The sequence below is a fragment of the Streptomyces laurentii genome, from assembly GCF_040635425.1.
Classification (GTDB): domain Bacteria; phylum Actinomycetota; class Actinomycetes; order Streptomycetales; family Streptomycetaceae; genus Streptomyces; species Streptomyces laurentii.
The window spans coordinates 131,675-157,303 of record NZ_JBEYHT010000004.1; the positions used below are offsets into that span (position 1 = coordinate 131,675).

The window sequence follows — 25,629 nt, forward strand, 5'->3', positions numbered from 1 at the left end:
TCCGCCGCCCGCGCCGGGAACCGACGGCTAGGGTGCCGATCATGACGGAAACACGGGCGAGAGTACGCGAGTTGGGCGTCACGCTGACCGGCGAGCCGGGCCGCTGGAACGCGATCACCGATGTCCCCGGGGTCCAGGTGGGCCATGTCACCCTCGTCGAGGGCGAGGACGTCCGGACCGGGGTGACGGCGCTGCTGCCGCGCGGCCGGGAGGGCGTCGGCCTGCCATGCGCCGCCGGCTGGTACGCGATGAACGGCAACGGCGAGATGACCGGTACGACCTGGGTGGAGGAGAGCGGCTCGCTGGCCGTGCCGGTGCTGCTGACCAACACGTACGCCGTCGGGCCGGTGCACCGCGGGGTGGTCGAGTGGGTGCGCGGGCATCGCGCGGACATGGCCCCGGAGTGGCTGCTGCCCGTCGTCACCGAGACCTGGGACGGCCACCTCAACGACATCCACGGCCCGGCGGTACGGCCCGGGCACGCCGCCGAGGCGATCGAGGCGGCGGCCTCGGGGCCGGTGGCCGAGGGCTGTGTCGGCGGCGGTACGGGGATGCGCTGCTACGGCTTCAAGGGCGGCGCGGGCACGGCCTCGCGGAGGGTCGCGTACGGCGAGGACCGGTACACGGTGGGGGCGTACGTCCAGGCCAATTTCGGAGCCCCGGACGAGCTGGTCGTGGCCGGGGTGCCGGTGGGCCGTGAACGCGCCGCCGAGCGCGAGGCCGCACGGGCCGGGGCCGCCCAGGAGGCCCCCGTGGCCACGGAAGCCGACGGGATTCCGCCGGGCGCGGGCTCCGTCGTGGTGATCGTGGCGACGGACGCGCCGCTGCTGCCGGGCCAGTGCAAGGCGCTGGCCCGGCGGGTGCCGCTGGGCCTCGCCCGTACCGGCACCGCGGGCAGCCACTTCTCGGGCGATCTGTTCCTCGCTTTCTCGACGGCGAACGAGTCGGCGCTGACCAGCACGTTTCCCGCGAAGGACGCCCCGGCCCCGTACGAGACCCTGCGGTTCGTGCCGTGGGGCCGGATCGATCCGTTCTGTACGGCGGTGGTGGAGGCGGTCGAGGAAGCGGTGCTCAACGCGCTCACGACGGCCACGACGACGACCGGCCGGGCCGGGCACCGGGTCCCGGCGCTGCCCCTCGACCTGGTGCGCGGGCTGCCGTCGAGCCGCCGGCGGCAGCCGTAGCGGCGGCGGTGACGCTGATCGTGTGCCAGCCGGTCGCGCCGTTCGGCATGGTGTCGGAGCCGCGCCCGGTCTGCACGGCCCCGGTCCCGTCGGTGGCCCGGACGGCGAGCGTGTGGTCGCCGGGCGTGGCGTGCCAGCGGTAGACCCACTGGCACCAGGTGTCCCGGCTGTCCTGGGCCCCGAGCTCGGCGTCCTGCCAGGGCCCGTCGTCGACCCGTACCTGGACCCGGGAGATCCCCCGGTGCTGGGCCCAGGCGACGCCGGCCACCGGCACGGGCCGGGGCCCGGCCGCGACCTTGTCGAACGCCTTCGGGGTGTCGATCCGCGACTGGGTCTTGATCGGCGCCTGGGCGGCCCAGCCGCGCGGCACCCAGTAGGCGTCGTACGCGGCGAAGGTGGTCAGTTCAAGCGAGGTGAGCCACTTGCAGGCGGAGACGTAGCCGTACAGGCCGGGAACGACCATGCGGACGGGGAAGCCGTGCGCGAACGGCAGCGGCTGACCGTTCATGCCGAAGGCGAGCAGGGCGTCACGGCCGTCCATCACCTCCTCGACGGGGCTGCCGATGGTCATGCCGTCGGCGGAGCGGCCGACGAGCTGGTCCGCCGGGCCGCCCCGGGACGGCGGGCGGACGCCGCAGTCGCGCAGCAGGTCGGCGAGGCGGACGCCGAGCCAGCGGGCGTTGCCGACGTAGGGGCCGCCGACCTCGTTGGAGACGCAGGCGAGGGTGATGTCGCGTTCGACCACCTCGCGGCGCAGTAGCTCGGGCAGGGTGAGGACGCGGTCCCGGGGCACTCCGTCGCCGTGGACGCGCAGCTGCCAGGTACCGGCGTCGAGGCGGGGGACGACGAGGGCGGTGTCGACCCGGTAGAAGTCGCCGTTCGGGGTAAGGAACGGGCTGATGCCGGCGACGGGCAGCTGCGCGCCGGGCGGTACGGGCGGCGCCGGGGAGGCGGGCCGGGGCAGCCGGAGCGCGTCGCGCGAGGCGGTGGCGTTCTCGGACCGGGTGCCTCCGGTGGCCCGGGCCAGGACGAGGACGCCGGTGGCGCCCGCCGTCACGCCCGCCCCGGTCAGCAGGAAGCGCCGCCGGTCCGGGGCCGCGGCGGCACGGCCCGAGCCGGCGAGCCGCACGGTCAGGACGTACAGGACGAAGCCCGCGACGAGGGCCCCGGCGAGCGACGGCAGCACATCGGCGGCGGAGGTGGAGTCGGGGCGGGTGACGGCGGCGAGCGCCCCGGCCAGGCCGAGGACGGCCACCCCGGCGAGGGCGGCGCGGCGGCTGCGCAGCGCGAGCAGACCGAGCAGTGCGGCGAGTACGGCGAGCAGCACCATGATGCCGAGCTCCAGGACCCGCTTGTCGTTCTCGCCGAAGGTGCGGATGGCCCATTCCTTGACGCCCGCCGGGGAGTGGTCGACGACCGTGTCGCCGACGGCGGGCACCGGTCCGGCCTCGGGCCGGGTCACCACGGTGGCGAGGGCGGCGACGGCGAGGCCCGTGTAGCCGGCGACGAGACCGGCCAGGGCGGCGAGCAGCCGGTCGGTGCGGGTGGGCGCGGCGGGCCCGGGAGGCGGGACGGCGGGCAGGGGTCCGGGGGCCGATGGGGAGCCGGGGGCCGATGGGGAGCCGGGGGGTGGAGGGGAGCTCATGTCCTTGTTCCTCGGCACGCCGCGCGGCCGGGCTGAGCGCCCGCGCGGGGCCGCGGACCGTACGCCGGACTCACACGGACGGCGTGCGGCACGGGCGGACCCGCTCGCCCGGGCGGAGACTGTCCGGGAGGGGGACGCGTACCGCTGTCACCGGTCCGAGGAGGCCCGCCATGACCACCGTCGCCGCGCCCAAGGTCAGCAGTCTGCCGCCCGAACAACGGGAGCGGCTGATGGCCTTCGCCCAGGACGTGACCTTCGACGCCGGGGTCCGTCTGTTCGAGGAGCAGGACCGGGCCGACCGGTTCTGGATCGTCAAGACGGGCGCGATCTCGCTGGACGCGAAGGTGCCGGGGCGGGGCGCGCCGGTGATCGAGACGCTGCGGCACGGCGAGCTGGTGGGGGTGTCGTGGCTGTTCCCCCCGTATCTGTGCCAGTCGGGCGCGGAGACGGCGACGCCGGTGCGGGCGTACGAGTTCGACGGCCGGGCCGTGCGCTCGATGTGCCGGACGGACCCGGAGTTCGGCGCCTCCGTGACCTTCTGGGTGGGGCAGATCCTCGCCCACCGGCTCCATGTGACGCGGGTGCGGCTGCTCGACCTGTACGCGCCGCACGGGAGCGGGGCGCTGGCCTGAGCGGGCGGACGACAACCGGACGGCCCGGGCGGTACGCACGACGCCGACGACCCGTACGGGTGGCCGGGGGGACGGCGGCCGGGCCCGGTGGTCCGGGACCCGGCCCGCGTCGGCTCCGCCGGTCAGGACCGTACGAGCGCGCGCATATGCCAGTCGGACAGGGTGCCGTCCGGGCGCGGGATGTCGGGTCCGGCAGCGGGTACGGGACCGTGGGCGCCGTCCGGTACGGGACGGCGCACGCGCCCGGGTACGGACCCGGGGGCGGCGGCGCACGACGACGGGGAGGCGGCAGATGACCAGCGGCGGTTCCGGTGCGAGGGGCGGAGGCGGTGGGCCGGGCACGCGGGCCGGGGAGCGGGTCCACGCGGAGGCGCGGTCCCGGCTGTTCGCGCGGTGCGCGCTGCTCGCCGCGACGGCCGCGGTCCTCGGTCTGTTCGTGCCGTTCGACGGCGGCGGTCTGCTGATCGTCGGCAGCGGGCTGCTGGGGCTCGCGCTGTGCGCCGCGGGCGTGTGGTGGCTGGTGGCCCATCGCGGGGCGGTGCGACTGGTGGGAGCGCTGGTCGCGGTCGGCGCCCCGGCGGCCGTCCTGGCCCTCTACATCCACGGGGGTCTGTGGCCGAGCGCCCTGACCGCGCTGCTGCTGTGGGCGGTGGCGCTCGGCTGCGCCCGTACGGCGATGCGCCATCCGGACCACGAGCGGCACGGCCGGCCCCGGGCCGTGCCCGCGCCGCGGCCGCTGCGGCCGGTGCTGCTGATGAACCCGAGGTCCGGGGAGGGCAAGGTGGGCCGGTTCGGGCTCGTCGAGAAGGCCGAACGGCTCGGCGCGCGGGTCGTCGTCCTCGAACCCGGCCCCGACGGCTCGCACCCGGACGCCGCCGCGCTCGCCCGGGCGGCGGTCGCCGACGGCGCCGACCTGCTGGGGGTCGCGGGCGGCGACGGGACGCAGGCCCTGGTGGCCGCGGTGGCGGTCGCGCACGACCTGCCGTTCGTGGTCATCAGCGCGGGCACCCGCAACCACTTCGCGATGGACCTCGGGCTCGACCGGGCCGACCCGGCGCGCTGCCTGGACGCCCTGACCGACGGCGAGGAGGTACGGGTCGACCTCGGCGAGGTCGCGGGCCGGGCGTTCGTCAACACGGTCTCGTTCGGGGTGTACGCGGACGTGGTGCAGCGCCCCGAGTACCGGACGGCCAAGGCGGAGACCGCGCTGAACACGATGCCCGACCTGCTCGCGGGCGGCGCGGGCCGCCGCCTCGACGCCCGGGCCGACGACACCATGCTCCCGGCCCAGCAGGCGCTGCTGGTCAGCAACAACCCGTACACCTCGCCCGATCCGCTCGGCGGCGGCCGCCGGGCCCGGCTGGACGGCGGCGAACTGGGCGTGATCGGCATCCGGGTGGAGAGCGCCGCGCAGGCGGCCGCGCTCGCCGTCCGGGGCTCGCAGTCCCCCGGCCTGAGCGTCCTGACCGCCCATCGGGTCGAGGTCACCGCCGGGTCGGGGACCGAGCCGGAAGCCGGCACTGACGCGGAGGCGGAGGCGGAGTCCGGGCCGGGGGAAGGCACGGGCTCCGGTTCCGGCCCCGACTCCCGATCCGGGTCCGGGTCCGGCTCCCGATCCGGAACCCTCCCCGTCGCGGTCGACGGAGAGGCGATGACGCTGCCGGCCCCTGTCGTGTGCACCCTGCGGCCGCGCGCGCTGCGCGTACGGCTCCCCCGCGACCGGCCCGGCACCGTACCGCCCGCGCCGCCCCTGGACTGGCGCCTGATCGCCGTGCTCGCGTTCCGCCGCAGCCCGCGAGGAGGATCCGATGACTGATCAGACCCCTTCCTCCCCGATCGCCACCCCGCCGTCTCCCCGGCCCCGGCCCCGGGGCACGGCGGCGGTGCGGGCGGTCCTGTCCGATCTGCGCACGGTGGACGGCGCCCTGTACGCGACGGTCGCGGCGACGCCGACCCCCACGCTCGACCGGAAACTGCGCCGCCTCTCGTATGCCGCCGACCACTCCAAGATCTCCCTGTCGATCGCCGCGCTCCTCGCCCTCGCGGGCGGCCGGCCGCGCCGGGCGGCGGCGGTCGGGGTCGGCGCCGTCGCCCTGGCCTCGGCCTCCGCCAACCTCTTCGGGAAGCGGCTGGTGCGGCGGGCGCGGCCGGACCGGGAGGCGGCCCGGGTCTCGGTCGACCGGCAGGTCCCGATGCCGAGTTCGGCGTCCTTCCCGTCCGGGCACACGGCCTCGGCGGTGGCCTTCGCGACGGCGGTGGGCGTGCTGCTGCCGCCCGCCGCGCTCCCGCTCGGCGTCCTCGCCGGCGCGGTGGGCTACTCGCGGGTCCACACGGGGGTGCACTACCCCGGTGACGTCGTCGCCGGCGCGGTCCTCGGCCTCGCGGGCGCGGTCACCGCGCTGGCGGTGGCGGACGCGTACCCGGGCGAACACGGCTTCCTCCTCGTGCCGGACCGCTTCCCCTGGGCTTGAGCGTCCCCCTGGGGCACGGGCACGCCGGCGGGGGCCGCGCGTCCGGGGGCCGGTCCCCGATGTCTCTGCTCCGATCGGGGGAACGGGCCGGGCGGCGGGGAACAAGACCGCGGGGCGGGCGACTTGACTGAGGACATGACCTCCTCTTCGTACGATCCCCGCGCCCTGCTCGCCGAGAGCCGGCTCGGCGTCCTCGCCACCCTGAAGTCCGACGGGCGGCCGCAGTTGTCGCCCGTGATGCCGTACTACGACCCGGCGGCCGAGATCCTGTACGTGTCCGTGACCGAGGGCCGCGCCAAGACGGCGAACCTGCGCCGCGATCCGCGCGCCGCCCTGGAGGTGACCGCCCCGGACGGCCGGTCGTGGGCCACCGCCGAGGGCACGGCCACCCTGATCGGGCCGGGCACGGATCCGGACGGGCCCGAGGTCGACGCGCTCGTGGAGTACTACCGGCTCGCGGCCGGGGAACACCCCGACTGGGCCGAGTACCGGTCGGCGATGGTGTCCGACCGGCGGGTGCTCCTGCGCATGCCGGTGGACCGGGTGTACGGGCAGAGCATCGGCTGACCTCCCGCGGTCCGGACCCGGCCGGCGCCGGGGTGGGCGCGGGGTGAGCGCCGGGCCCTCGGGCCCGGCCGGTTACCCTGGCGCCGGAACGAGGAGGGGCGCATGGCACGGATGCCGTCGGCCGAGCGGCGCCGGCAGCTGGTGGACGCCGCGATCCGGGTGATGACCAGGGACGGGGTGGCGCGCGCCACGACCCGGTCGATCTGCGCCGAGGCCGGGGTGTCCCTGAGCGTCTTCCACTACTGCTTCGACTCCAAGCAGGAACTGCTCCAGGCGGCGATCGAGTCGATCATCGGCGCCTACACGGCCCGGGTCCGGTCCGCCGTCGAGCCGAGGGCCACACTGCGCGCGACGGTGCGGGCCGCGCTCGGGACGTACTGGGAGCACGTCACGGCCCATCCGGCGCAGCACATGCTGACGTACGAACTCACCCAGTACGCGTTGCGCGAGCCGGGGTTCGAGCATCTGGCGCGGACGCAGTACGAGCAGTACGTGGCGTCCGCGACCGTCCTGATGGAGCAGGTATGCGCGGTCCGCGGGGTGACGCCGCGGGTCCCGGCGGATCAGGCGGCGCGAGTGCTGGCGGCGACCATCGACGGGGTGACGCTGCAGTTTCTCGTCCTCGGTGACGAGGAGGCCGCCGAAGCGCTCCTGGAATCCACCGCCGATCAGTTGGTCGCCCTCGTCGAAGGCTGACGCGAGGCCCGATCGAGGGCCCGATCACCGGCCGACCCGCGCTGACCTCGGACGGAGCCGCGCACCGCGTCCGTACCGCCGTCACACCTCCCTCGCACCACGGCCGCACCACCGCCGCGCAACCTCACCTTCCCCGTCCCGTCCCCTGACGTTTCGTCAATAGGTCATTTGACCCGGACTATTGACTCACTCCGCGATCCTCGCGATCCTCGGCCCGAGCCGCTGTTACCCAGGGAAACCTCACACACCGCTCACCGCCCGGCATCCCCCATGACCGAAGGCATCGCTGACATGAATCGATCACCACGACGCGGGCCGGGAGGCCGGTTCGCCCTCGTGACCCTGCTCCTCGCGCTGGCCACCCTCGTCTTCGGCGCCGGGCCGGTGCCCGCCGCCGACGCGGGCTCCTGGTGGGAACCCACCGCCCGGCCGGCCCCCGACTCGCGAATCAGCGCCACCGGCGCCCCGTTCAAGGGCACCGATCCTCAAGGCAAGGTGCGCGGCTTCGTCGACGCGCACAACCACCTGATGTCCAACGAGGGCTTCGGCGGCCGCATGATCTGTGGCCAGACCTTCTCCCCGGCGGGTGTCGCCGACGCGCTCAAGGACTGCCCGGAGCACTACCCCGACGGCGCCGGCGCCATCTTCGAGCATCTGACCGGCGGCGACGACGGCAAGCACGACCCGGTCGGCTGGCCCACCTTCAAGGACTGGCCCGCCAACAACTCGCTGAGCCACCAGCAGAATTACTACGCGTGGGTCGAGCGGGCCTGGCGCGGCGGACAGCGGGTCCTGGTCAACGACCTGGTCACCAACGGCCTGATCTGCTCACTCCTGCCCCGCGACCGCGGCTGCGACGAGATGGACGCCATCCGCCTCGAAGCCCGCAAGTCCTACGAACTCCAGGCCTACATCGACCAGATGTACGGCGGCCCGGGCAAGGGCTGGTTCCGGATCGTCACCGACTCGGCGCAGGCCCGCTCCGTCATCGAGCAGGGCAAGCTCGCGGTGGTGCTGGGCGTGGAGACCTCCGAACCGTTCGGCTGCAAGCAGATCCTCGATGTCGCCCAGTGCTCGCAGGCCGACATCGACAAGGGTCTCGACGAGCTGTACGGGATGGGCGTGCGCAGCATGTTCCTGTGCCACAAGTTCGACAACGCGCTGTGCGGCGTCCGGTTCGACAGCGGCACCACCGGAGTCGCCGTCAACATCGGGCAGTTCCTGTCCACGGGCACCTTCTGGACCACCGAGAAGTGCCCGGGCGCGCAAGCCGACAACCCGATCGGCCTGGTCGCGCCGCCCGCGATGGCGGAGAAGCTGCCGCCGGGCGTGACCGTGCCGAAGTACGCCTCCGACGCCCGCTGCAACACCCGCGGACTGACCCGGCTCGGCGAGTACGCCCTCAAGGGCATGATGCAACGCGGCATGATGCTGGAGCTCGACCACATGAGCGTGAAGGCGGCCGGCCGGGCGCTCGACATCGTGGAGGCCGAGGAGTACCCGGGCGTCATCTCCAGCCACAGCTGGATGGACCTGGAATGGTCCGAGCGGGTCTACCGGCTCGGCGGCTTCATCGCCCCGTACATGCACAGCGCCGAGGGCTTCGTCGGCGAGGCCGCGCAGAACGCCGCGCTGCGCAAGAAGTACGGCGTCGGGCTCGGCTACGGCACGGACATGAACGGGGTCGGCGGCTGGCCGGGTCCGGTCGGCCCGGGCGCCCCGAACGCCGTGAAGTACCCCTTCCGCAGCTTCGACGGCGGCACGGTCCTCGACCGCCAGGTCACCGGCGAGCGGACCTGGGACCTCAACACCGACGGCGCCGCGCACAACGGTCTCGTGCCGGACTGGGTGGAGCAGATCCGGCTCACGCCGGGCGGACCAGACGTCGTGAACGACCTGTCGCGGGGCGCCGAGACGTATCTGACGACCTGGAAGGCGACCGAGAAGCACGAGACAGGCGTCAACCTGGCGGCCGGACGGCCGGCCTCGGCGTCCACCACCCAGTGGTGGAACCCGTTCGTGAACTACTCCCCCGGGCTCGCCGTGGACGGCGACAGCGGGACGCGGTGGGCGAGCGAGTGGACCGACGACCAGTGGTGGCAGGTGGACCTGGGCGAGTCGCGCCGGGTCGGCCGGGTGACCCTCGACTGGGAGGACGCGTACGCCCTCGGCTACCGGATCGAGCTGTCGGACGACGGCAGCACCTGGCGGACCGCGTGGTCCACGGACGCCGGGGACGGCGGCATCGACACGGCGACCTTCCCCTCGCAGTCGGCCCGGTTCGTACGGGTGCACGGGGTGAAGCGGGCGACCGGCTGGGGCTATTCGCTCTTCGATGTCACGGTGGCCCGGTCCTGACCGGCCCCTGAGCCCGGCCTCCGCATCCGGAGACAGCACCGGGAACCGGCCCCGGCGAAGCCACGACGGCTCCGCCGGGGCCTTCCCCCGCGCGGGCCGCCGCGCGCGGGTGCGAAGTCCCGGCTGGGGGACCTCTATCCGAGCGTGAGCACCGCTTTGCCGTGGAGCTTGTGGGCGAGCAGGGCGTCGATCGCCTCCGCCGCGGCGTCCCAGCCGCCGCGCCAGGTGATGCCCGGGTCGAGGTCACCGGCGGCGACCTGGTGGGCCAGCCAGGTCAGATCGCGGTCCAGGCCGGTGCAGGCGAGCAGGAAGAACGTCACGATCGACCGGTCGTGCCTGCCCTGATCGCCGAAGAAGACTCCGAACGGGAAGTCCTCCCCCTTCTCGGTGGCGTGGCCGACCGAGACGAGGGTGCCGCGCTCGTTCAGGGTCTGGTACGCCTCGACGAGCAGCGGACCGCCGACCATGTCGACCACGCCGTCCATCGGGCGCGTGGCCTCCTTCGGCGTACGGATCACCTCGTTGGCGCCCAGCCCGCGCAGCAGTTCGCCGTTGGCGCCCGGGTCGCCGGTGACGGCCACGACACGGGCGCCCGCCGCGCGGGCGAGTTGGACGGTGTACCGGCCGACGCCTCCGGTGGCTCCCGTGACGAGGACATCGCGCCCCAGGAGCGGGCCGACGCGGTGCAGGGCGCGCAGGGCGCTCGTCGCGGCGACCGGAATCGTCGCCAGCCCGGCCGGATCGGCTCCCTCGGGCGCTCTACCGATCAACGCCGTGTCGACCGCGCGCAGTTCGGCCCAGGCGCCCTCGGGCATGAGGGTCACGACCGGCGTGCCGACGGCCGGCCCGGAGCCGTCGACGGCGGCCTGTTCCACAACACCGGCGGCGTCCCAGCCCAGGACCGCCCCCTCGGACGCTCCCTTGAGACCGAAGACGACCTCTCCGTGGTTGAGCGAGGTCGCCGTAACCCGGATCAGGGCCTGATGAGGCGCGGGAACCGGGTCGGGGACGGTGCCGAGACGCAGGCCGGCGGGGGCCGAGCGATCGACGAGCAGTGCGCGCATGGGAATCCTCCTGAAGAGAAAGTGCCACCGAGTGGCGTAAGCCTACAAGGGGCGTTCGCTGCTCGGCTACACTGCCCGTGATGACGTCCAAGCCCTCCGCCGCCGCCCCGCCCACAGTCGCCCGACTGCCCCTGCGTGAACGCAAGAAGCTCCGCACCCGGCAGGCGCTGATCGACACCGCGCTGAAGCTGTTCGGCGAACGCGGCTTCGACGCGGTGACGTTGAACGAGCTCTGCGATGTGGTCGAGGTCTCCAAACGGACCTTCTTCCGCACCTTCGACAGCAAGGAAGACGTCGCGCTGGCGCCGACCCAGGACCTGTGGACGGCCTTTCTCGACGTACTGGAGGACTGCCCGGCGGACGGGCACACGCTCATCGCGCTGTTCGAGGACAGCCTTGCCGGGGCCATCGACCGGATGGATGCCGACGGCTGGACCGAACGCGCCCTGGCGAGCCGCCGGTTGGCCGCTCACACGCCGTCCATGGAGGCGCACGGGCTGGCGTTCTGCGACCGCACGACCCATGCCGCGCTCGCCGTGGTCGAGCGACGGTTCGACCTCCCCGGGACCGGCGAGGTGCACGCCCGTCTGGCGCTCGACATGCTGGTCGCGGCGTTCCACCGAGCACTCGCCGCATGGGTGGCACAGCCTGCCGGGCACACCCGGGCGGACCTCGCCCACCGGCTCCACGCGACCTGCGCGGAGCTGCCCGGCGCGCTGACGCTGAAGGCCGAGGGTCGCGCGTAAGGCCCGAGGTCTCCCGGGAGAGCACAAGGAACTCCACTCGCCGGGAACCCGGACGGGCGCGGTCACCTCACAGCGAGCGGCACACCTCGCGTATCGCCTGGCCATGGGCCGATGAAGAGGGTCCTGACGTCGTCACGAGAGCCCCTGGACGGGTGGCGCGTTCCAGGGGCTTTCGCATGGTCCGGAGAGGTTCAGCCGGCGACCGGGCCGGTCCAGTCGGCGGGGACGCGGGCGAGGCGGACCCGCTGGGGGTGGTCGCCGACGTCCACGGAGGCCACGCGCCGGCCGGTGGCGAAGTCGATCGCGGTCACCCGGTCGGCGCCACTCTCGGAGATCACGCAGGCCGTGCCGTCACCGCTCACGGTCGCCCAGTACGGCTTGTTCGCCGGGACCAGCGGGCCCTCCTGGAGGGTGGCGCGGTCGACGATGGTCGCGTAGTCGTCCATGGTGCCCGCGACGCACAGCTTGGCGCCGTCGGGGCTGATCGACAGTCCGTGGTGGCGCGAGTCGTTGACCCAGGTGGTGCGGTCCGGGTCGGTCGCCGGATCGCCGGGGAGGGTCTTGAGCCGGGTGATCTTGTCACTGGCGAGGTCGTACTCCAGGAAGCCGTTGAGGAAGGAGACCTGGAAGTAGAGCTTCTTCTCGTCGGGGGTGAAGACGAGCGGCCGCACGGCGTCGGAGAGATCTCCGCGGCCGAAGGCGTCGAGGCGGTCGCGCATGTCGATGACACGGACGGTACGGAAGGTGCGCGCGTCGACCACGGTGATCTTCCGGTCGCCCTTGGTCCAGTCGAGCCAGGGGGCGTCGAGGGCGGTGGTGACCTCGCCGATCGACATGTTCCACAGCAGGCCGTCGGCGGTGAAGACGTTCTCGTGGGGCTTGTCGCCGGTGGCGAAGGAGCCGACCTGGCGGCCGGTGACGATGTCGAGGACGTGCACCGTGTTCGCGGTGGAGGCGGAGACGGCGACCCGGGCGCCGTCGGGCGACACGGCCATGTGGTCGGCACGGTAACCGGCCACGGGAAAGCGCCAGTTGATCCGGCCGGTGCGCAGGTCGAGGGAGACGACATCGGCGAAGCTGGGGCGGGAGACGACCATCGAGGAGCCGTCGGGGGTGGCGTACATGTCGTCGACGAACTGGTCGTGCCCCTCCCCCGGGCCGCTGCGCACGCCGAGGAAGAAGGCCAGTTTCACCGGATCGAGGTAGATCTCGCGCAGCCGCTCCTCGCGGTCGGGGATCACGTTGACACGCGCGATGCGGCGGAAGCCGCCGCGGGACTCGATGACGTCGGCGGTGCCGTCCCAGTTGTTGCCGACGAACATGGCCTCGCGCAGCCCGCCGGCGGCCGTGGCCGCCCCGGTCGCGGCGGCCGGAGCCGGTGCGGCGGCGGCTCCGGTGCCGCCGACGGCGGTGAGGAGGCAGAGCCCGGCGGCCAATGGGACGGTGAGCCTGCCCGGGAGGCGGCGCGGCCTGCGGCGGGGCGGACGGGGAGAGGGCATGGGGTTCCTTCTTCCGGCGGCGGACGAGGACTTACCCGAGGTAACCATGCACCTGTCACACCGACAACCCCCCGTCCCGGATGTCATGAGCGAGCGCGTTCCACCCCCCGTACGGCTGAATCGCCGCGCCCGGCCCTCGCTCCCCGCCCGACGGTCAACACCGTTGTTCACCTGATGTTCTGATGCCCTGTGAGGGAGGACGGCACTGTTCGATCATGCGGGGCCACCGGATGCTCTACAGTCACGTAGAAGTACCTGCTGGAAGCATCTGCTTGTGACGAAGGAGTGGACGCCACGATGGTGTTCAAGAGGCTGCTCGGCTCGCTCGGCGTCGGCGGTCCCGCCGTGGACACGGTCCTCGATCCCGGCGCGGTGACGCCCGGTGGCCAGATCGGTGGCCAGGTCCTGCTGCGCGGCGGGGGCGCGGAGTTCACGATCGAGCACATCACCCTGGAACTGATCGCCCGGGTGGAGTCCGAGCACGCCGAGGGCGAGTCGGAGGGCGTCGTCGTCTTCCACCGGCATGTCGTCGGGGGTCACTTCCGGCTCGGCGCGGAGGAGGAGCGGTCGGTGCCGTTCTCCTTCCCACTGCCCTGGGAGACGCCGATCACCGAACTGCACGGACAGAGCCTCGGTCTCACGCTGGGCGTGCGCACCGAGCTCGGGATCGCGGGGGCCCGCGACAAGGGCGACCTGGATCCGCTCACGGTCCGCCCGCTGCCGGCCCAGGAGGCGGTCCTGGAGGCGTTCGGGGAGCTCGGGTTCGGGTTCAAGTCCGCCGATCTCGAACTCGGTCACATCGGTGGCAGCGGGCAGCAGCTGCCCTTCTACCAGGAGATCGAGCTGATCCCCTCGCCGCGGTACGCGCACCGCATGAAGGAACTGGAGGTGACGTTCCTGGCCGGGCCGGGCGGCCTCGACGTGGTCCTGGAGGCCGACCGGCGCGGCGGTTTCCTGTCCGACGGCGACGACGCGCTGTCGCTGTTCACGGTGGGCCACCAGGACGCCGGCCGGACCGACTGGGCGACGGAGGTGGACGGCTGGATCGGCCGGCTGCTCGACCGGCACGCCGGGTACGACGCCGTCGCGGCGCACCACGCGTACGAACAGCACCACGGACACGACCCGTATGCCTCCCACCACGGGCACGAGGGTCACGACGGCCACCGGAAGCACGACGGCGGGCACGGTTCGGGTCCCGGCATGGGCACCGCCATCGCCGCCGGAGCGGCCGGTCTCGCGGTGGGCGTGGTCGGCGGCATGGTGGCCGCCGAGGTCGTCGACGAGGTGGGCGACTTCTTCGAGGGTGACGACGAGGACGACGACGCCGGCGAGGAGGACTGACCGTGTTCGGATTGAGTGAGCTCGCGATCCTGCTGATCGTCGTCATCGTCCTGGTCGGCATCCGGAAGCTGCCGGGACTCGCGCGAAGCGCGGGCACCTCGCTGCGGATCCTCAAGAGCGAGGCCCGCGCGATGAAGCGGGACGGCGCGGAGGCGGAACCCCGCGCCGTCTACGAGGTCAAGCCGACGCCCCCGGAGTCCGGGCCGGACCGCCCGCTCTGACGAGCGGGCCGAACCGTCCGGCGAGTGCCGGCGCGAGGGCCCGGACCACCAGGCCGAGCGCCAGCGCGACCAGGGCGCCGACGGCGAGTCCGACGGCCACGTCGTGCGGGTAGTGGGCACCCACCCACACCCGCGAGGCGGCCATCGCGAGCGCGCAGACGCTCGCGACCACGCCGAGCCGGACGGAGACGAACCACAGCGCGATCGCCGCGGCGGCGGCGATCGTGGCGTGGTTGCTGGGGAAGGACCAGTCGTCGGGCGCGGGGCACGCCTCCAGGGTGGCGACGTGCAGCGAGTGGCACGGCCGCAGTTCCCGCACGGCCGACTTCACCACGGTGCTCACCACGAACGCCAGAACGGTGAGCACCGGCGCGGCCAGCGCCCGTACGGCCCGCTCGCGGTCGCCCCGCGCGCGGGCGCTCCACCAGCCGTAGAGCATCAACACGGCGAAGATCGCGAGCCCGTACGAGGAGTAGAGGCTGACGGCGTGGTCGAGCCACCCCGGCGCGTCCTGCGCCGTGTGCACCACGTCGAGATAGGCGGGGCCGTCGATGCCGGCCCCGTCGTAGCCGGTCGCCTCCGCCGGGGAGCCGGCGGGGGGAGCGGCGGCGGGAACGGCCGCGGAGGACAGAGTGTGCGGAAGGTTCATCGGTTCCAGCGGTTCGTCGGGGTCGTCGGGGTCGTCGGGGTCGTCAAGGCCACGGGGGACGTCGAGGCCGTCACGGTCAGGGGCGGACTTCCTCGCCGGCCCGCCGTGACCGGCGGGCGCGGCGCACTTCCAGGGCCACGGGGACCAGCGAGAGCGCGACCACGGCGGCGATGACGGGCAGCAGATAGCGGTCGACGTTCGGCACGGACGCGCCCAGCGCGTACCCGGCGAGGGTCACGCCGACGCTCCAGAGCAGACCGCCGAGCACCTGCCACAGGGTGAAGGCGCGGGCCGGTACGCCGAGGACGCCGGCGAGCGGGTTGAGGACGGTGCGCACGAGGGGCAGGAAGCGGGCGAGGACGATCGCCTTCGCGTAGCCGTACCGATGAAGGATCTCGCCGGCCCGCGCGGTGCCCTCGGCGATCTTCCGGGATCTCGTGCGCGCCAGGAACGCCGGTCCGGCACGGCGGCCGAGGAGGTAGCCGGTCTGGGCGCCGGCCAGCGCGCCCGTCGCCGCGGCGAGCAGCACCCAGGGCAGCGACAGGTGTCCGGGCGCGCTCGCGGACCCGGCGCACAGCAGCCCGGCGGTGAAGAGCAGCGAGTCCCCCGGCAGGAAGAAGCCGACGAGGAGTCCGGTCTCGGCGAACAGGACGACCGCGATGCCCAGCGTGCCGAACGTGGCGAGCAGGGAGTGCGCGTCCAGCACGTTCACCGCCAGGGGCGTGAGCGGGGGCGCGGCGGCGGGCGGCAGGAGCATCGGCTCGGCCCTTCGGTTCGTCGGGGCGCTGGAGCGGTGCGCCCAGGGCCGGGGCAGGACAAGGTGGCGACCACGTATCCTGTGTCTACAGAACAGTAGTCGGTCTACTTCACTGTAGACGAAAACGCGGAGACGAAGGTTCCCATGGCGGACACGGACAACGAGCGGCGCCCCTCCGGCGAGCTGGAGGCCAGCGTGCTCGCCGCGCTGTGGGCCGCCGGCGCCCCGCAGACGGCGGCCCAGATCCGGACCTCGATACCCCAGCCGCTCGCCCGCACCACGGTGGCGACGCTGCTGGCCCGGCTGTACGAGAAGGGCGCCATCGACCGGAGCCCGGCCGGGCGCGGTTTCGCGTACCACCCGGTCGAGGACGCGCACGGGCTCACCGCCCGCCGGATGCACCGCGAGCTCGACCAGGACGCCGACCGCGGCCTGGTCCTGGCGCGCTTCGTCGAGGGCCTGAACTCACAGGACGAGGCCGAGCTGCGGCGCCTGCTGGAGGACGACACCCTGTGACCGTGTCGGCGCTGCTGCCCCCGGCGCCCCTTCCCTTCCTCCTGCTCCCGCTGATCCTGCCGTGGGGGCTGCCGCCGCTCGCGCGGCGGGTGGCGGATCGGATCCGGCCCGACATCGCCCTGTGGACGGTCACCGCGGCGGCCGCGGTCCTCGCCCTCGGGGTACTGGCCTGCCTGGGCGCCCTGCTGCTGCCGCCGGCCCTCGCCGTCCCCCCGCTCGCGCAGCTCGCCGAACTCGTCCGCCCCCTGAACGCCGGACCGCGCGCCCTGGTCCTCGGCGCCGCCGCACCGGCCGCCGGAGCCCTCGCGGTCACCGCGGCCGTCGCCGTACGGCGCGCGATCGCGGAGGCCCGCCGGTTCCGCGCCGCGCACGAGGACGTGGCCGGACTGCCGCACGCCGGCGGCCTGTGCGTCGTCGACGACCCGCGCGCCGAGGCGTACGCGCTGCCCGGCGCCCGCCGCCGGGCGGACCGGATCGTGGTGACGACCGGGATGCTGCGCGCGCTGAGCGCGCCGGAGCGCGAGGCGCTGCTCGCGCACGAGCGGGCGCACCTGAGCGGCCGCCACCACCTCTTCCTGGCCACCGGCCGGCTCGCCGGCTGGTGCCATCCGGCGCTCACCGGGGTGGTGCGGCAGGTGTCGTACGCGGCGGAGCGCACCGCCGACGAGGCGGCGGCCCGGGCGGCCGGGGACCGCGGCCTGACCGCGCGGGCCGTGGGCCGGGCCGCGCTCGCCACCACCCAGGAGCGCGCGGACCGCCCCTCGTTCGCGCCGGGCGCCGTCGGCGGGCCCGTACCGGCCCGGGTGAAGGCCCTGCTGGGCCGCGCCCCGACCCGCCGGATGGCACCCGCACTGCTCGCCATGGCCCTGCTGTGCGGGATCTCCGGCGGCTCCGCGACCGCCGGCCTGACCTTGCTGCACCGGGACGTCGAGGTGGCCCAAGGGGACATCGCGGACCTCTGAGCCTCGCCGGGCGCCCCACCCGACGCCACCCCGGTAGCCCTCCTGGACGTGACACCGCGCCGCGGGCCGGCTTCCGCCTCCGCGCCGGCCGTCGCCGAGCGTGACACTTCCGACACCCGACGACTCGAACGTGTACGAATTGCCCGGATTGCGGCCACTATCCCGCTGAATTTGCCGATTCGTTGCCTGGGTAAAGTAATTGCCAAGACGCCCGTGCCGCGGGACGTCTCCTTCTGCCTGCCCCCCCAGGAGATCAGCCATGCCCGCAACGCGCATGAGCCGCACGCCTCTGCCCGGAATCGGTGTCCGCTACGACCTGACCACGCGTGAGGACCGCCACCTCTCGGTCGTCGCGGGCCGGGACGGCACCCGGGTCCTCAACACGTACAGCCGTGACGATCCCGACGAATGCTCCTTGTCCGTACGTCTGACCCCGAACGAGTCGGAGGCGCTCATCGACGCGCTGATGCCCTCGCACCACAGCCCCAGCCTGCTCTCCACCACAGACCTCGGCCTGGTCGCCGAACGCATCGAGCTCGGCGCTTCCGCCCTCTGGAACGGCCGCCTCCTCGGGGACACCCGGATGCGGACCGAGACCGGTGTGTCGATCGTGGCCGTCCTGCGCCGCGCCGACGCCATCCCCTCCCCCGGCCCGGACTTCCGGCTCGCCGGCGGAGACACCCTCATCGTCATCGGCACCCGCGAAGGGGTCGACGCCGCCGCCTTGATACTCGAAAGGGAGTGATCCATGCACTCGTCCGCCGTCTTCCTCATCGAGTTCGGTGCCATCATCCTCGGCCTCGGCCTGCTCGGCCGGCTCGCCGGCCGGCTGAAGTTCTCCCCCATCCCGCTCTATCTGCTCGCCGGTCTCGCCTTCGGTGAGGGCGGGCTGCTGCCGCTCGGCGCGAGCGAGGAGTTCGTGGCCATCGGCGCCGAGATCGGCGTCATCCTGCTGCTCCTGATGCTGGGTCTGGAGTACACGGCCTCCGACCTGGTCGGCAATCTCAAGACCCAGTACCCCGCCGGTCTCGTCGACGGTGCCCTCAACGCCCTGCCCGGCGCGGCGATGGCGCTGCTGCTCGGCTGGGGACCGGTCGCGGCCGTCGTCCTCGCCGGCGTCACCTGGATCTCCTCCTCCGGCGTCATCGCCAAGGTCCTCGGCGACCTCGGCCGGCTCGGCAACCGCGAGACGCCGGTGGTGCTGAGCATCCTGGTCCTCGAGGACCTGGCCATGGCGGTCTACCTCCCGATCATCACCGCCCTGCTGGCCGGCGCCGGTCTCGCCGCGGGCAGCCTCACGCTCGCCATCGCGCTGGGCGTCGCGGGCCTGGTGCTCTTCCTCGCCGTCCGCTACGGCCGGCTGATATCCCGTTTCGTCTCCAGCGACGACCCGGAGAAGCTGCTCCTCGTGGTGCTCGGCCTGACCCTGCTCGTCGCGGGTGTCGCCCAGCAGCTCCAGGTGTCGGCCGCCGTCGGCGCGTTCCTGGTCGGCATCGCCCTGTCCGGCGAGGCCGCGGAGGGCGCCCACAACCTGCTCAGCCCCCTGCGGGACCTGTTCGCGGCCGTCTTCTTCGTCTTCTTCGGCCTGCACACCGACCCGTCCAGCATCCCGCCGGTGCTGCTCCCGGCCCTCGCGCTCGCCGTGGTCACGGCCGGTACGAAGATCGCGACGGGCTACTGGGCGGCGCGACGTGCCGGTATCTCGGTCAAGGGACGCTGGCGCGCGGGCGGCACCCTGGTGGCGCGCGGAGAGTTCTCCATCGTCATCGCCGGCCTCGCCGTCAGCGCGGGCATCGAGCCCTCCCTGGGCCCGCTCGCCACGGCGTACGTGCTCCTGCTCGTCATCATCGGTCCGCTGACCGCCCGTTACACCGAGCCCGTCGCCTCGCTGCTGACGCGCCGGTTCCGGCCGGCCGCCGCCGCCTCGGCGACGGGTGCGGCCACGGGCGCGGATGCCGGCGCGGCCGTGGGTACGCCGGGTCCGCGGGAGTCCTTCGAGGACCAGCCCACCCCGGTGGGCGACGCCACGAGCCGCCACTCCTGACGGATCCGCGGCGCGCGGGACACCCGCGCGGCGGTACGCACAGCGCCTTCCGGGCGCGGTCAGGGCCCTCACAGGGCCCGCCGGCCGCGCCCGTTCGCCGTTCCCGCCCTGAACCCCGGCCCCGGGCCCGGCCCCCGGGTCAGAGGGTGCGGAACACCGAGACGACCTTGCCGAGGATCACCGCGTCGTCGCCGGGGATCGGCTCGTAGCGGGGGTTCTCCGGCATCAGCCACGCGTGCGGGCCCCGGTGCGCGAGGCGCTTCACGGTGGCCTCGCCGTCCAGCATCGCCGCCACGATGTCGCCGTCGTCCGCCGTCTCCTGGGCGCGGACGATCACCACGTCGCCGTCCTCGATCTGCGCGCCGCGCATCGAGTCGCCCACGACGGTCACCGCGAACAGCCGCCCGGAGCCGACGACCTGTGCGGGCAGCACCAGGGTGTCCTCCACCAGCTCCTCGGCGGTGATGGGCACACCGGCCGCGATCCGGCCGACCAGCGGCACGGACACGGCCTGACGCGCCGCCCGGTCCGCATCCGGCCCGCCGGCTCCGGCCCGGGCCGCGCCCAGCGGCACGGCCCCCGGCCGGGTTCCGCTCCCGGCCTCGGCCCCGGCGACCACGTACGCGCGCGGACGCTGCGGGTCCTGCCGCAGGAAGCCCTTCTTCTCCAGCGCCCGGATCTGGTGCGAGACGCTGGAGGTGCTGAGCAGCCCGGCGGCGGCCGCGATCTCCCGCATCGAGGGCGGGAAGCCGTGGTCCCGGGTGTGGGAACGGATGATGTCGAGGATCTGCTGCTGTCTCTGGGTCAGCCCGGCACCGTTGGTCCGGCTGCCCGGCGGCCGGCCGGCACGGTTTCTGCTCATGGTCGGCCTCCATTCGTCCGCCTGCTCCGACAGGGCACACTAACCCGCCGCGACGGCTCCGGAGCAGGTCGGGTGCGTACGACCGCTCCCGAATGGCCCGAATCCCCCCGTACAGGCCCTATCTGAGCGGCCCCCGCTCGTCGACCAGGACAGTCGGTTCGGAGAGGAAGACGTCCTGGTCGCGGGCCCCGTACGCGATGTTGAAGGTGTCGAGCCAGTACAGCCAGTCGCGCAGGCCCACGAGACTGGAGAACCGGTAGTTCAGCTGCCAGCGGACCCACTGTCCCGGGAGCAGCCGTACGGCCGGGGGTCTGCGGGGCCGCGGCGGCACCCCGCACAGCGGCTCCACGCGCGCGAGCACCCGGAGCCGGTCGCCCTCGTCCCGCAGCCCGACCCCGACCTCGTCGAGGTCCTTCGTCCCCGCACGCGGCGCGAACCCGTCCCGCTCGGACATCTCGACGTAGTGGGCCACCCGCGAAGCCCCGGACAGGGTCCCGGGCAGGGTGAAACCGGCCGGCACCGCGTTCCTGCGCGCGGCCGCCGCTCCGCCCCGGGACTCCTTCGTCCAGAACGTCCTGACCCACTGCACGGTGATCTCCATGCCACCTCCCCCATCACCGCGCAAGCCTACGAGCGTCCCTCTCCCGGGCACATCAGGGATTTCCCCCCTTCTGTCCCGTACGGGTACGTCCGGCCCCGCTGCCTGCGCTTGCCCCGCCGGTCACTCGAAGCGGGCCGGGTCCCCCGCTCCGCGCCGGACGATCTCCGCCTCGCCGCTGGAGAAGTCGACGACGGTCGTCGGCTCGGTGCCGCAGTCGCCGGAGTCCACGACGGCGTCGAGGACGTGGTCGAGCCGCTCCTTGATCTCCCAGCCCTGCGTCATCGGCTCGTCCTCGTCGGGCAGCAGCAGGGTGCTGGACACGAGCGGTTCGCCGAGCGCGGCGAGCAGCGCCAGGGTCACGGTGTGGTCGGGGATCCGGACGCCGACGGTCTTCTTCTTCGGGTGCTGGAGGCGGCGCGGCACCTCGCGGGTCGCCGGGAGGATGAAGGTGTAGCTGCCGGGGGTGGCGGCCTTCACCGCGCGGAAGACGTCGTTGTCGACGCGTACGTACTGGCCCAGCTGGGCGAAGTTCTCGCAGACCAGGGTGAAGTGGTGACGGTCGTCGAGGCGCCGGATGGTGCGGATCCGTTCCAGTGCCTCGTGGTTGCCGATCTGACAGCCGAGCGCGAAGCAGGAGTCGGTGGGGTACGCGATGAGGGCGCCGGCGCGGAGGCTGTCGACCACGGTGCCGATGGTGCGGGGCTGCGGGGAGATCGGGTGCACGTCGAAGTACTTGGCCATCTTCCGACCCTACGGGATGGCACCCGCCGGACCGCGGCGCACCTGGCCCGTGCCGCTCCCGTGCCCTCCCCTGCCGCAGTGTGCCGCTCCTGTGCCGTGCTCAGGCCGTGTCAGGCCGGTCAGGCCGCAGTCGGGTCGTCGCCGGCCGCGCCCGGCGAGACGGCGATGGTGCGGCGTCAGGGGACGGCGCGCGCCCGGAGCATGGGGATCCTGTCGTGGGGCTTCCTGGCCTCCGTACGGAAGATGAGGATCACCAGCCGGGAGCCGGGCGCGGTCATCGGCTGGGCGGCGCAGATGGTGAAGTACCCCGGCCCGTGCCGCGGGTGCCGGACCGGGCGTTCGTCGCCGTCGGGGTGGACGGCGGCACCGCCGGCCTCCCACAGCGGCCTCAGGTCGGGATCGCGCGCCGCCTCGCAGGCGATGCGGAGCAGCGTCTCGTCGTCGGGCCGTACGGCGAGCGCGGCCCGCAGTTGCGGCAGGACGGCGGGCGCCCAGGCGGTGTCCCAGTCCAGCAGTGTCTCCCGCCCGTCCGGGTCGAGGAGGATCCACCGCATCATGTTCCCCGGGATCCGGCGGCCGGCGAAAAAGGCGGCCAGGGGCTCGTTGAAGGCGAGCAGGTTCCAGGACGCGTCGGTCAGGTACGCCATGTGCGCGATGCCGTCGACCACCTCCTGCCACACCCCGGGGACCTCCAGGCCGGACACCGTGCTGAGCGGGGCGGGCGGGTCGCCGATGCCGGCGTACCGGCACAGGCTGGTCCACTCCTGCTCGTTGAGCCGGAACAGACGGGCGACCTGACGGAGGTAGTCGACCGGCGGGTGGGGGTAGCGGCCGGTCTCCAGCCTCCCGTACGTGTGCAGCGCCCGCGCCGTCAGCTCGTCGACCTGCTGCTGGGACAGGCCCTGGGCGCGGCGGCCCTGCCCGGTCGGGCGGGCGAGCCCGTACTGCTCGGGCTCGATCAGCGCCCGGCGTTCCATCAGGAGCGCCTTCAGCGCGGGCTTGTTCATGACCATGGTCGTGTCGTCCCCCGTGGAGCGTGTGGACACTGCCCCGAGCCTAAATCCTGACGCTCTTATTCCTCATAAAATCTGCGCGTAGATATCGGGCTGGGCGACGGACAAGCTGGGTGTGTGGACGGCCCGACCAGCCGGAAGGCGCGCCGGGGCGGACACAGTGCAGCACGGCTGGGCCGTGTGCGCACCGGGCGGACGGATCCGTCGCGCCGGGGCGCCGGGCCTTGTCCGTCCTCGTCGGAGTGCCGGCGGGACGCGACCGTACGGCGCCGCGGCGCCGTCAGCGGTCCCGCCCGTGCCGGGACTCCGGGGGCCCGTGACTGCGGCCGGTGCCGACAATCGCCACGATGTCGCGTCCTCGACACCGGCCGTGAGAGCGGTCGACGGCGTACGCCCGTGGCGTCGGTCGGCCGGTTATCGGCCCCGGGCAGTCTCCCTCCACCTCTGCCCGGGGCCGCCAGACATCTCCCGCTGTCCGCCGGACCGGGCCGTCGGCCGGGTGGGGTAGCGTGCCCGGAGCCCGCGCGCGGGCGCCGCACCGCCCACCGCCGACACCCCCGGGAGCCCCGCATGAGCCGACGTTCGGCCGACGAACGCCGCGAGGAGCTGATCGAGGCGGCGATCCGGGTCATGATCCGCGACGGCGTCGGCCGGGCGACGACGCGCGCGGTGGTCGCGGAGGCCGGTCTGCCGCTGGGCGCGTTCCACTACTGCTTCCGCTCCAAGGAGGAACTGCTCCAGAGCGTGATCGAGCGGATCATGGTGCGGGCCTCGGCTCCGGCGGTCGCCGCGGCGGCGGCCGACGGGGCGTCCGCCGACGCGGTCGTACGGACGGCGCTGCACGCCTACTGGGAGCGGATCCGGCAGACCCCGGACGAGCATCTGCTGACGTACGAGCTGACCCAGTACGCGTTGCGGCAGCCCGGCCTCGCGGAGCTCGCGCGCAAGCAGTACGCCCACTACACGGAGGTCACGCGCGAGTCCCTGGAGGCGATGGCCCGGCTCGCCGGGATCGAGTGGACGGTGCCGCTGCCGGTCCTGGCCCGGCACGGGCTCGGGGTCCTCGACGGTCTGACCCTCACCTGGCTGATCGACCGCGACGACACGCTCGCCCGCGCCGCCCTCGACGAGTACGCCTCCTACCTGGTGTCGGTCACCCGGCGGGACGGCGCCCGGGGCGCGCGAGCGGAGTGATCCGCGCCGGTACGATCGGGACCATGCCGCACGGGGCGCCCGCCGACCAGCCAGAACTCGCCAGCGCGAGGCGGGGACGCGGCGACCTCGCGCCCCAGGGAGCGGACCGGCGTACGGACCGGCGTACGGACCGGGGGCAGCGGGTCGTCCTGGTCGCCGCGCGGTCGGCGGTGGCTCTGCACCGGCTGCTCGACGCCCTGCCCGTCTTCGAGGGCGACCCGCGCGTGGTCACCCGTTTCACCCTGGTGCCCGGGTCCCGTTTCGGCACCGAGGCGCTGGCGGCGCTCGACCGCGCGGGCGCGCGCACGGTTCCGTGGGAGGAGGCCCGCCGCGGCACCCACGACCTGGTGCTTGCCGCGAGCCCCAAGGGCGAACTGCGCACGCTGTCCGGGCCGCGCGCCCTGCTGCCGCACGGGGCCGGCTTCAACAAGTCGCTGCGCGAGGAGGGTTCGGCGGCCCTGCCGTCCGGACTCGACCCGCATTTCCTGATGTCCGGTGACGCGCCCTGGGCGGACCTGTACGCGCTGGCGCACGACGCCGACGCCGACCGGCTCACCCGGCACTGCCCGTCCGTCGGGCCGCGCGCCGCCGTGGTCGGCGACCCGACACTGGACCGGCTGCTCGTCTCCGTCCCGCACCGCGAGGCCTACCGTGACGCGCTCGGCACGGGCCCGCGCCGGCTCGTCGTCCTCGTCTCGACCTGGGGGCCGGAGTCGCTGCTCGAACGCCGCCCCGGCCTGCCGGGCGAGTTGCTGGCGCGCCACCCCCACGACACCTACCGGTTCGCCCTGGTGCTGCACCCCAACGCGTACAGCGAGACCGGCACGTTCGACCTGGCCCGGCACCTCGCCCCGGCGCTGTCCGCCGGTCTGCTGCTGCCCGATCCGTACGAGGAGTGGGCCGCGCTGCTCGTCGCGGCGGACGCCGTCGTGACCGACCACGGGTCCACCGCCCTGTACGCGGCGGCGCTCGGGCGGCCCGTCGTCAGCGCGTACGACGGTGACGAGGAGCTGGTGCCGGACAGTCCGATGGCGCGGCTGCTCGCGTCCGTGCCGCGGCTGGCCGGGCCGGACGGCCTGGAGGAGGCGCTGCGGCTCGCGGGGTCCGTCGACACCCGTGCGGCCGCGGGCGCCGCCTTCGCTCCCCGGGGGCGAGGGCGCGCGCTGGAGCGCCTGCGGCGGGAGCTGTACCGGCTCCTGGACCTGACTCCGCCGGCGTACGCCCCGCGGCCCCGGCCCTTCCGCTGCCCCGCGCCGCCGCGCACGGATCTGCCGGAGACCCACGCCGTACGGGCCGAGGTGACGGGCGACCAGGTCGTCCTCGTACGCTTCCCGCCGGAGACGCGCGAGCCGGTGCACCATCTCGCGGCCGAGTACCGGACGGGCGGGGAGCGCGCGCCGCAGAGCGCGGCCGTCGTGTGGCGCCGGGCGTACGCCGGTGGTGACGGGGACGGAGCGCGCGGCGCGTACGGGACGCGGAGTGGCCGCGGGGTGCAGGGGGCCCACGGGGCGCGGGGCGCTTACGGGGCGCGCACGGCGTGGACCGCCGGCGGCTGGACGGCGCACGCGCTGGACGAGTTCCCCGGCTGCCGCACGGCCGCCGCGATCCTGTCGGCGGACCGCTGTCTGCTCCGGCACCACCGGGCGGGGCCACTGCTCGTCCACGTGGAACCGCAGCGGTCGGCCGGCCGGGTGGCGCGCCCCGATCCGGTGGCGGTCGTGTCGGCGGTGCACGCCTGGCTCGGCGCCACCCCGGAGCCGCGGTTGCCCGCCGTACTGTCCTGCGCGATCGGACCGGTGACGGTGCGCGTGCGGGTCGACGCGGCGCGGCCGGCCGACCTCGACGCCTACGAGCTCTGACCGC

The 25,629-nt window shown here is 74.1% G+C and carries 25 protein-coding genes; 16 read left to right on the top strand and 9 right to left on the bottom strand.

Annotated elements, in window-relative coordinates; translation table 11 throughout:
* Nucleotides 1-41: 41 nt before the first annotated feature.
* Nucleotides 42-1,184: a P1 family peptidase gene (locus tag ABZ693_RS04180; RefSeq protein ID WP_359873116.1), complete on the top strand. Its 1,143-nt coding sequence runs from the start codon at nt 42-44 to the stop codon at nt 1,182-1,184.
* Here ABZ693_RS04180 and ABZ693_RS04185 read toward each other — a convergent pair.
* The gene (locus ABZ693_RS04185) at nt 1,081-2,829 is read right to left on the bottom strand and encodes a molybdopterin-dependent oxidoreductase (protein ID WP_359873118.1); all 1,749 of its coding nucleotides are present in this window, start codon (nt 2,827-2,829) and stop codon (nt 1,081-1,083) included. The two genes, ABZ693_RS04180 and ABZ693_RS04185, sit on opposite strands and share 104 nt — an antisense overlap.
* Before the next feature lie 170 nt (nt 2,830-2,999).
* Between ABZ693_RS04185 and ABZ693_RS04190 the strand changes: the two genes are divergently transcribed.
* The 6 genes from ABZ693_RS04190 to ABZ693_RS04215 all read left to right on the top strand — a co-directional run bounded on the left by ABZ693_RS04190 (nt 3,000) and on the right by ABZ693_RS04215 (nt 9,553).
* On the top strand, nt 3,000-3,461 hold the full coding sequence (locus tag ABZ693_RS04190) for a Crp/Fnr family transcriptional regulator (protein ID WP_359873120.1): 462 nt from the start codon (nt 3,000-3,002) through the stop codon (nt 3,459-3,461).
* A 292-nt stretch (nt 3,462-3,753) separates the two neighbouring features.
* Entirely contained in the window at nt 3,754-5,277 is a 1,524-nt protein-coding gene (locus ABZ693_RS04195) for a diacylglycerol/lipid kinase family protein (protein WP_359873122.1), read from the top strand.
* Entirely contained in the window at nt 5,270-5,932 is a 663-nt protein-coding gene (locus ABZ693_RS04200) for a phosphatase PAP2 family protein (protein ID WP_359873124.1), read from the top strand. Before ABZ693_RS04195 ends, ABZ693_RS04200 begins: the two co-directional genes overlap by 8 nt.
* Before the next feature lie 135 nt (nt 5,933-6,067).
* Nucleotides 6,068-6,499: a PPOX class F420-dependent oxidoreductase gene (locus ABZ693_RS04205; protein WP_359873126.1), complete on the top strand. Its 432-nt coding sequence runs from the start codon at nt 6,068-6,070 to the stop codon at nt 6,497-6,499.
* A gap of 102 nt (nt 6,500-6,601) precedes the next feature.
* Nucleotides 6,602-7,195 (top strand): TetR/AcrR family transcriptional regulator, encoded by a 594-nt coding sequence (locus ABZ693_RS04210; RefSeq protein ID WP_359873128.1) that lies wholly within the window; start codon nt 6,602-6,604, stop codon nt 7,193-7,195.
* 291 nt (nt 7,196-7,486) lie between these two features.
* Nucleotides 7,487-9,553: a galactose-binding domain-containing protein gene (locus tag ABZ693_RS04215; protein WP_359873130.1), complete on the top strand. Its 2,067-nt coding sequence runs from the start codon at nt 7,487-7,489 to the stop codon at nt 9,551-9,553.
* A gap of 134 nt (nt 9,554-9,687) precedes the next feature.
* On the opposite strand, the gene ABZ693_RS04220 is transcribed toward ABZ693_RS04215, so the two are convergent.
* Nucleotides 9,688-10,617 (bottom strand): zinc-binding dehydrogenase, encoded by a 930-nt coding sequence (locus ABZ693_RS04220; RefSeq protein WP_359873132.1) that lies wholly within the window; start codon nt 10,615-10,617, stop codon nt 9,688-9,690.
* 80 nt (nt 10,618-10,697) lie between these two features.
* Between ABZ693_RS04220 and ABZ693_RS04225 the strand changes: the two genes are divergently transcribed.
* Nucleotides 10,698-11,363, top strand: coding sequence for a TetR/AcrR family transcriptional regulator (locus ABZ693_RS04225; RefSeq protein WP_359873134.1), 666 nt, complete (start codon nt 10,698-10,700; stop codon nt 11,361-11,363).
* 191 nt (nt 11,364-11,554) lie between these two features.
* On the opposite strand, the gene ABZ693_RS04230 is transcribed toward ABZ693_RS04225, so the two are convergent.
* A complete protein-coding gene (locus tag ABZ693_RS04230) occupies nt 11,555-12,862 on the bottom strand; it encodes a YncE family protein (protein ID WP_359873136.1) in 1,308 nt (435 codons plus the stop codon).
* Between the two features lie 297 nt (nt 12,863-13,159).
* Between ABZ693_RS04230 and ABZ693_RS04235 the strand changes: the two genes are divergently transcribed.
* Both ABZ693_RS04235 and ABZ693_RS04240 read left to right on the top strand, forming a co-directional pair.
* Entirely contained in the window at nt 13,160-14,206 is a 1,047-nt protein-coding gene (locus ABZ693_RS04235; RefSeq protein ID WP_359873139.1) for a sporulation protein, read from the top strand.
* A gap of 2 nt (nt 14,207-14,208) precedes the next feature.
* A complete protein-coding gene (locus ABZ693_RS04240) occupies nt 14,209-14,427 on the top strand; it encodes a twin-arginine translocase TatA/TatE family subunit (protein ID WP_359873141.1) in 219 nt (72 codons plus the stop codon).
* On the opposite strand, the gene ABZ693_RS04245 is transcribed toward ABZ693_RS04240, so the two are convergent.
* Both ABZ693_RS04245 and ABZ693_RS04250 read right to left on the bottom strand, forming a co-directional pair.
* The gene (locus ABZ693_RS04245; protein WP_359873143.1) at nt 14,384-15,076 is read right to left on the bottom strand and encodes a phosphatase PAP2 family protein; all 693 of its coding nucleotides are present in this window, start codon (nt 15,074-15,076) and stop codon (nt 14,384-14,386) included. The genes ABZ693_RS04240 and ABZ693_RS04245 overlap by 44 nt on opposite strands.
* Nucleotides 15,077-15,152: 76 nt before the next feature.
* Nucleotides 15,153-15,833: a DedA family protein gene (locus ABZ693_RS04250; RefSeq protein ID WP_359873145.1), complete on the bottom strand. Its 681-nt coding sequence runs from the start codon at nt 15,831-15,833 to the stop codon at nt 15,153-15,155.
* A gap of 144 nt (nt 15,834-15,977) precedes the next feature.
* Here ABZ693_RS04250 and ABZ693_RS04255 point away from each other — a divergent pair, with 144 nt between their 5' ends.
* The 4 genes from ABZ693_RS04255 (at nt 15,978) to ABZ693_RS04270 (ending at nt 19,355) form a co-directional block, all read left to right on the top strand.
* Nucleotides 15,978-16,349, top strand: a complete 372-nt coding sequence (locus ABZ693_RS04255) for a BlaI/MecI/CopY family transcriptional regulator (RefSeq protein ID WP_359873147.1) — start codon at nt 15,978-15,980, stop codon at nt 16,347-16,349.
* The gene (locus ABZ693_RS04260; protein WP_359873149.1) at nt 16,346-17,311 is read left to right on the top strand and encodes a M48 family metalloprotease; all 966 of its coding nucleotides are present in this window, start codon (nt 16,346-16,348) and stop codon (nt 17,309-17,311) included. Before ABZ693_RS04255 ends, ABZ693_RS04260 begins: the two co-directional genes overlap by 4 nt.
* A gap of 259 nt (nt 17,312-17,570) precedes the next feature.
* Nucleotides 17,571-18,056, top strand: a complete 486-nt coding sequence (locus ABZ693_RS04265) for a cation:proton antiporter regulatory subunit (RefSeq protein WP_359873151.1) — start codon at nt 17,571-17,573, stop codon at nt 18,054-18,056.
* A gap of 3 nt (nt 18,057-18,059) precedes the next feature.
* Nucleotides 18,060-19,355, top strand: a complete 1,296-nt coding sequence (locus ABZ693_RS04270; protein ID WP_359873153.1) for a cation:proton antiporter — start codon at nt 18,060-18,062, stop codon at nt 19,353-19,355.
* Between the two features lie 139 nt (nt 19,356-19,494).
* On the opposite strand, the gene lexA is transcribed toward ABZ693_RS04270, so the two are convergent.
* The 4 genes from lexA to ABZ693_RS04290 all read right to left on the bottom strand — a co-directional run bounded on the left by lexA (nt 19,495) and on the right by ABZ693_RS04290 (nt 22,605).
* Nucleotides 19,495-20,217, bottom strand: a complete 723-nt coding sequence (gene lexA / locus ABZ693_RS04275; protein ID WP_359873155.1) for a transcriptional repressor LexA — start codon at nt 20,215-20,217, stop codon at nt 19,495-19,497.
* A gap of 118 nt (nt 20,218-20,335) precedes the next feature.
* Nucleotides 20,336-20,818, bottom strand: a complete 483-nt coding sequence (locus ABZ693_RS04280) for a hypothetical protein (RefSeq protein ID WP_359873157.1) — start codon at nt 20,816-20,818, stop codon at nt 20,336-20,338.
* Nucleotides 20,819-20,938: 120 nt separating this feature from the next.
* A complete protein-coding gene (locus ABZ693_RS04285; RefSeq protein ID WP_359873159.1) occupies nt 20,939-21,559 on the bottom strand; it encodes an L-threonylcarbamoyladenylate synthase in 621 nt (206 codons plus the stop codon).
* Between the two features lie 176 nt (nt 21,560-21,735).
* Complete coding sequence (locus ABZ693_RS04290; RefSeq protein ID WP_359873161.1) at nt 21,736-22,605, bottom strand: helix-turn-helix transcriptional regulator; 870 nt, start codon at nt 22,603-22,605, stop codon at nt 21,736-21,738.
* A gap of 537 nt (nt 22,606-23,142) precedes the next feature.
* Between ABZ693_RS04290 and ABZ693_RS04295 the strand changes: the two genes are divergently transcribed.
* Together ABZ693_RS04295 and ABZ693_RS04300 are read left to right on the top strand one after the other, a co-directional pair.
* On the top strand, nt 23,143-23,766 hold the full coding sequence (locus tag ABZ693_RS04295) for a TetR/AcrR family transcriptional regulator (RefSeq protein ID WP_359873163.1): 624 nt from the start codon (nt 23,143-23,145) through the stop codon (nt 23,764-23,766).
* A gap of 23 nt (nt 23,767-23,789) precedes the next feature.
* A complete protein-coding gene (locus ABZ693_RS04300; RefSeq protein WP_359873165.1) occupies nt 23,790-25,625 on the top strand; it encodes a translation initiation factor 2 in 1,836 nt (611 codons plus the stop codon).
* Nucleotides 25,626-25,629: the final 4 nt, after the last annotated feature.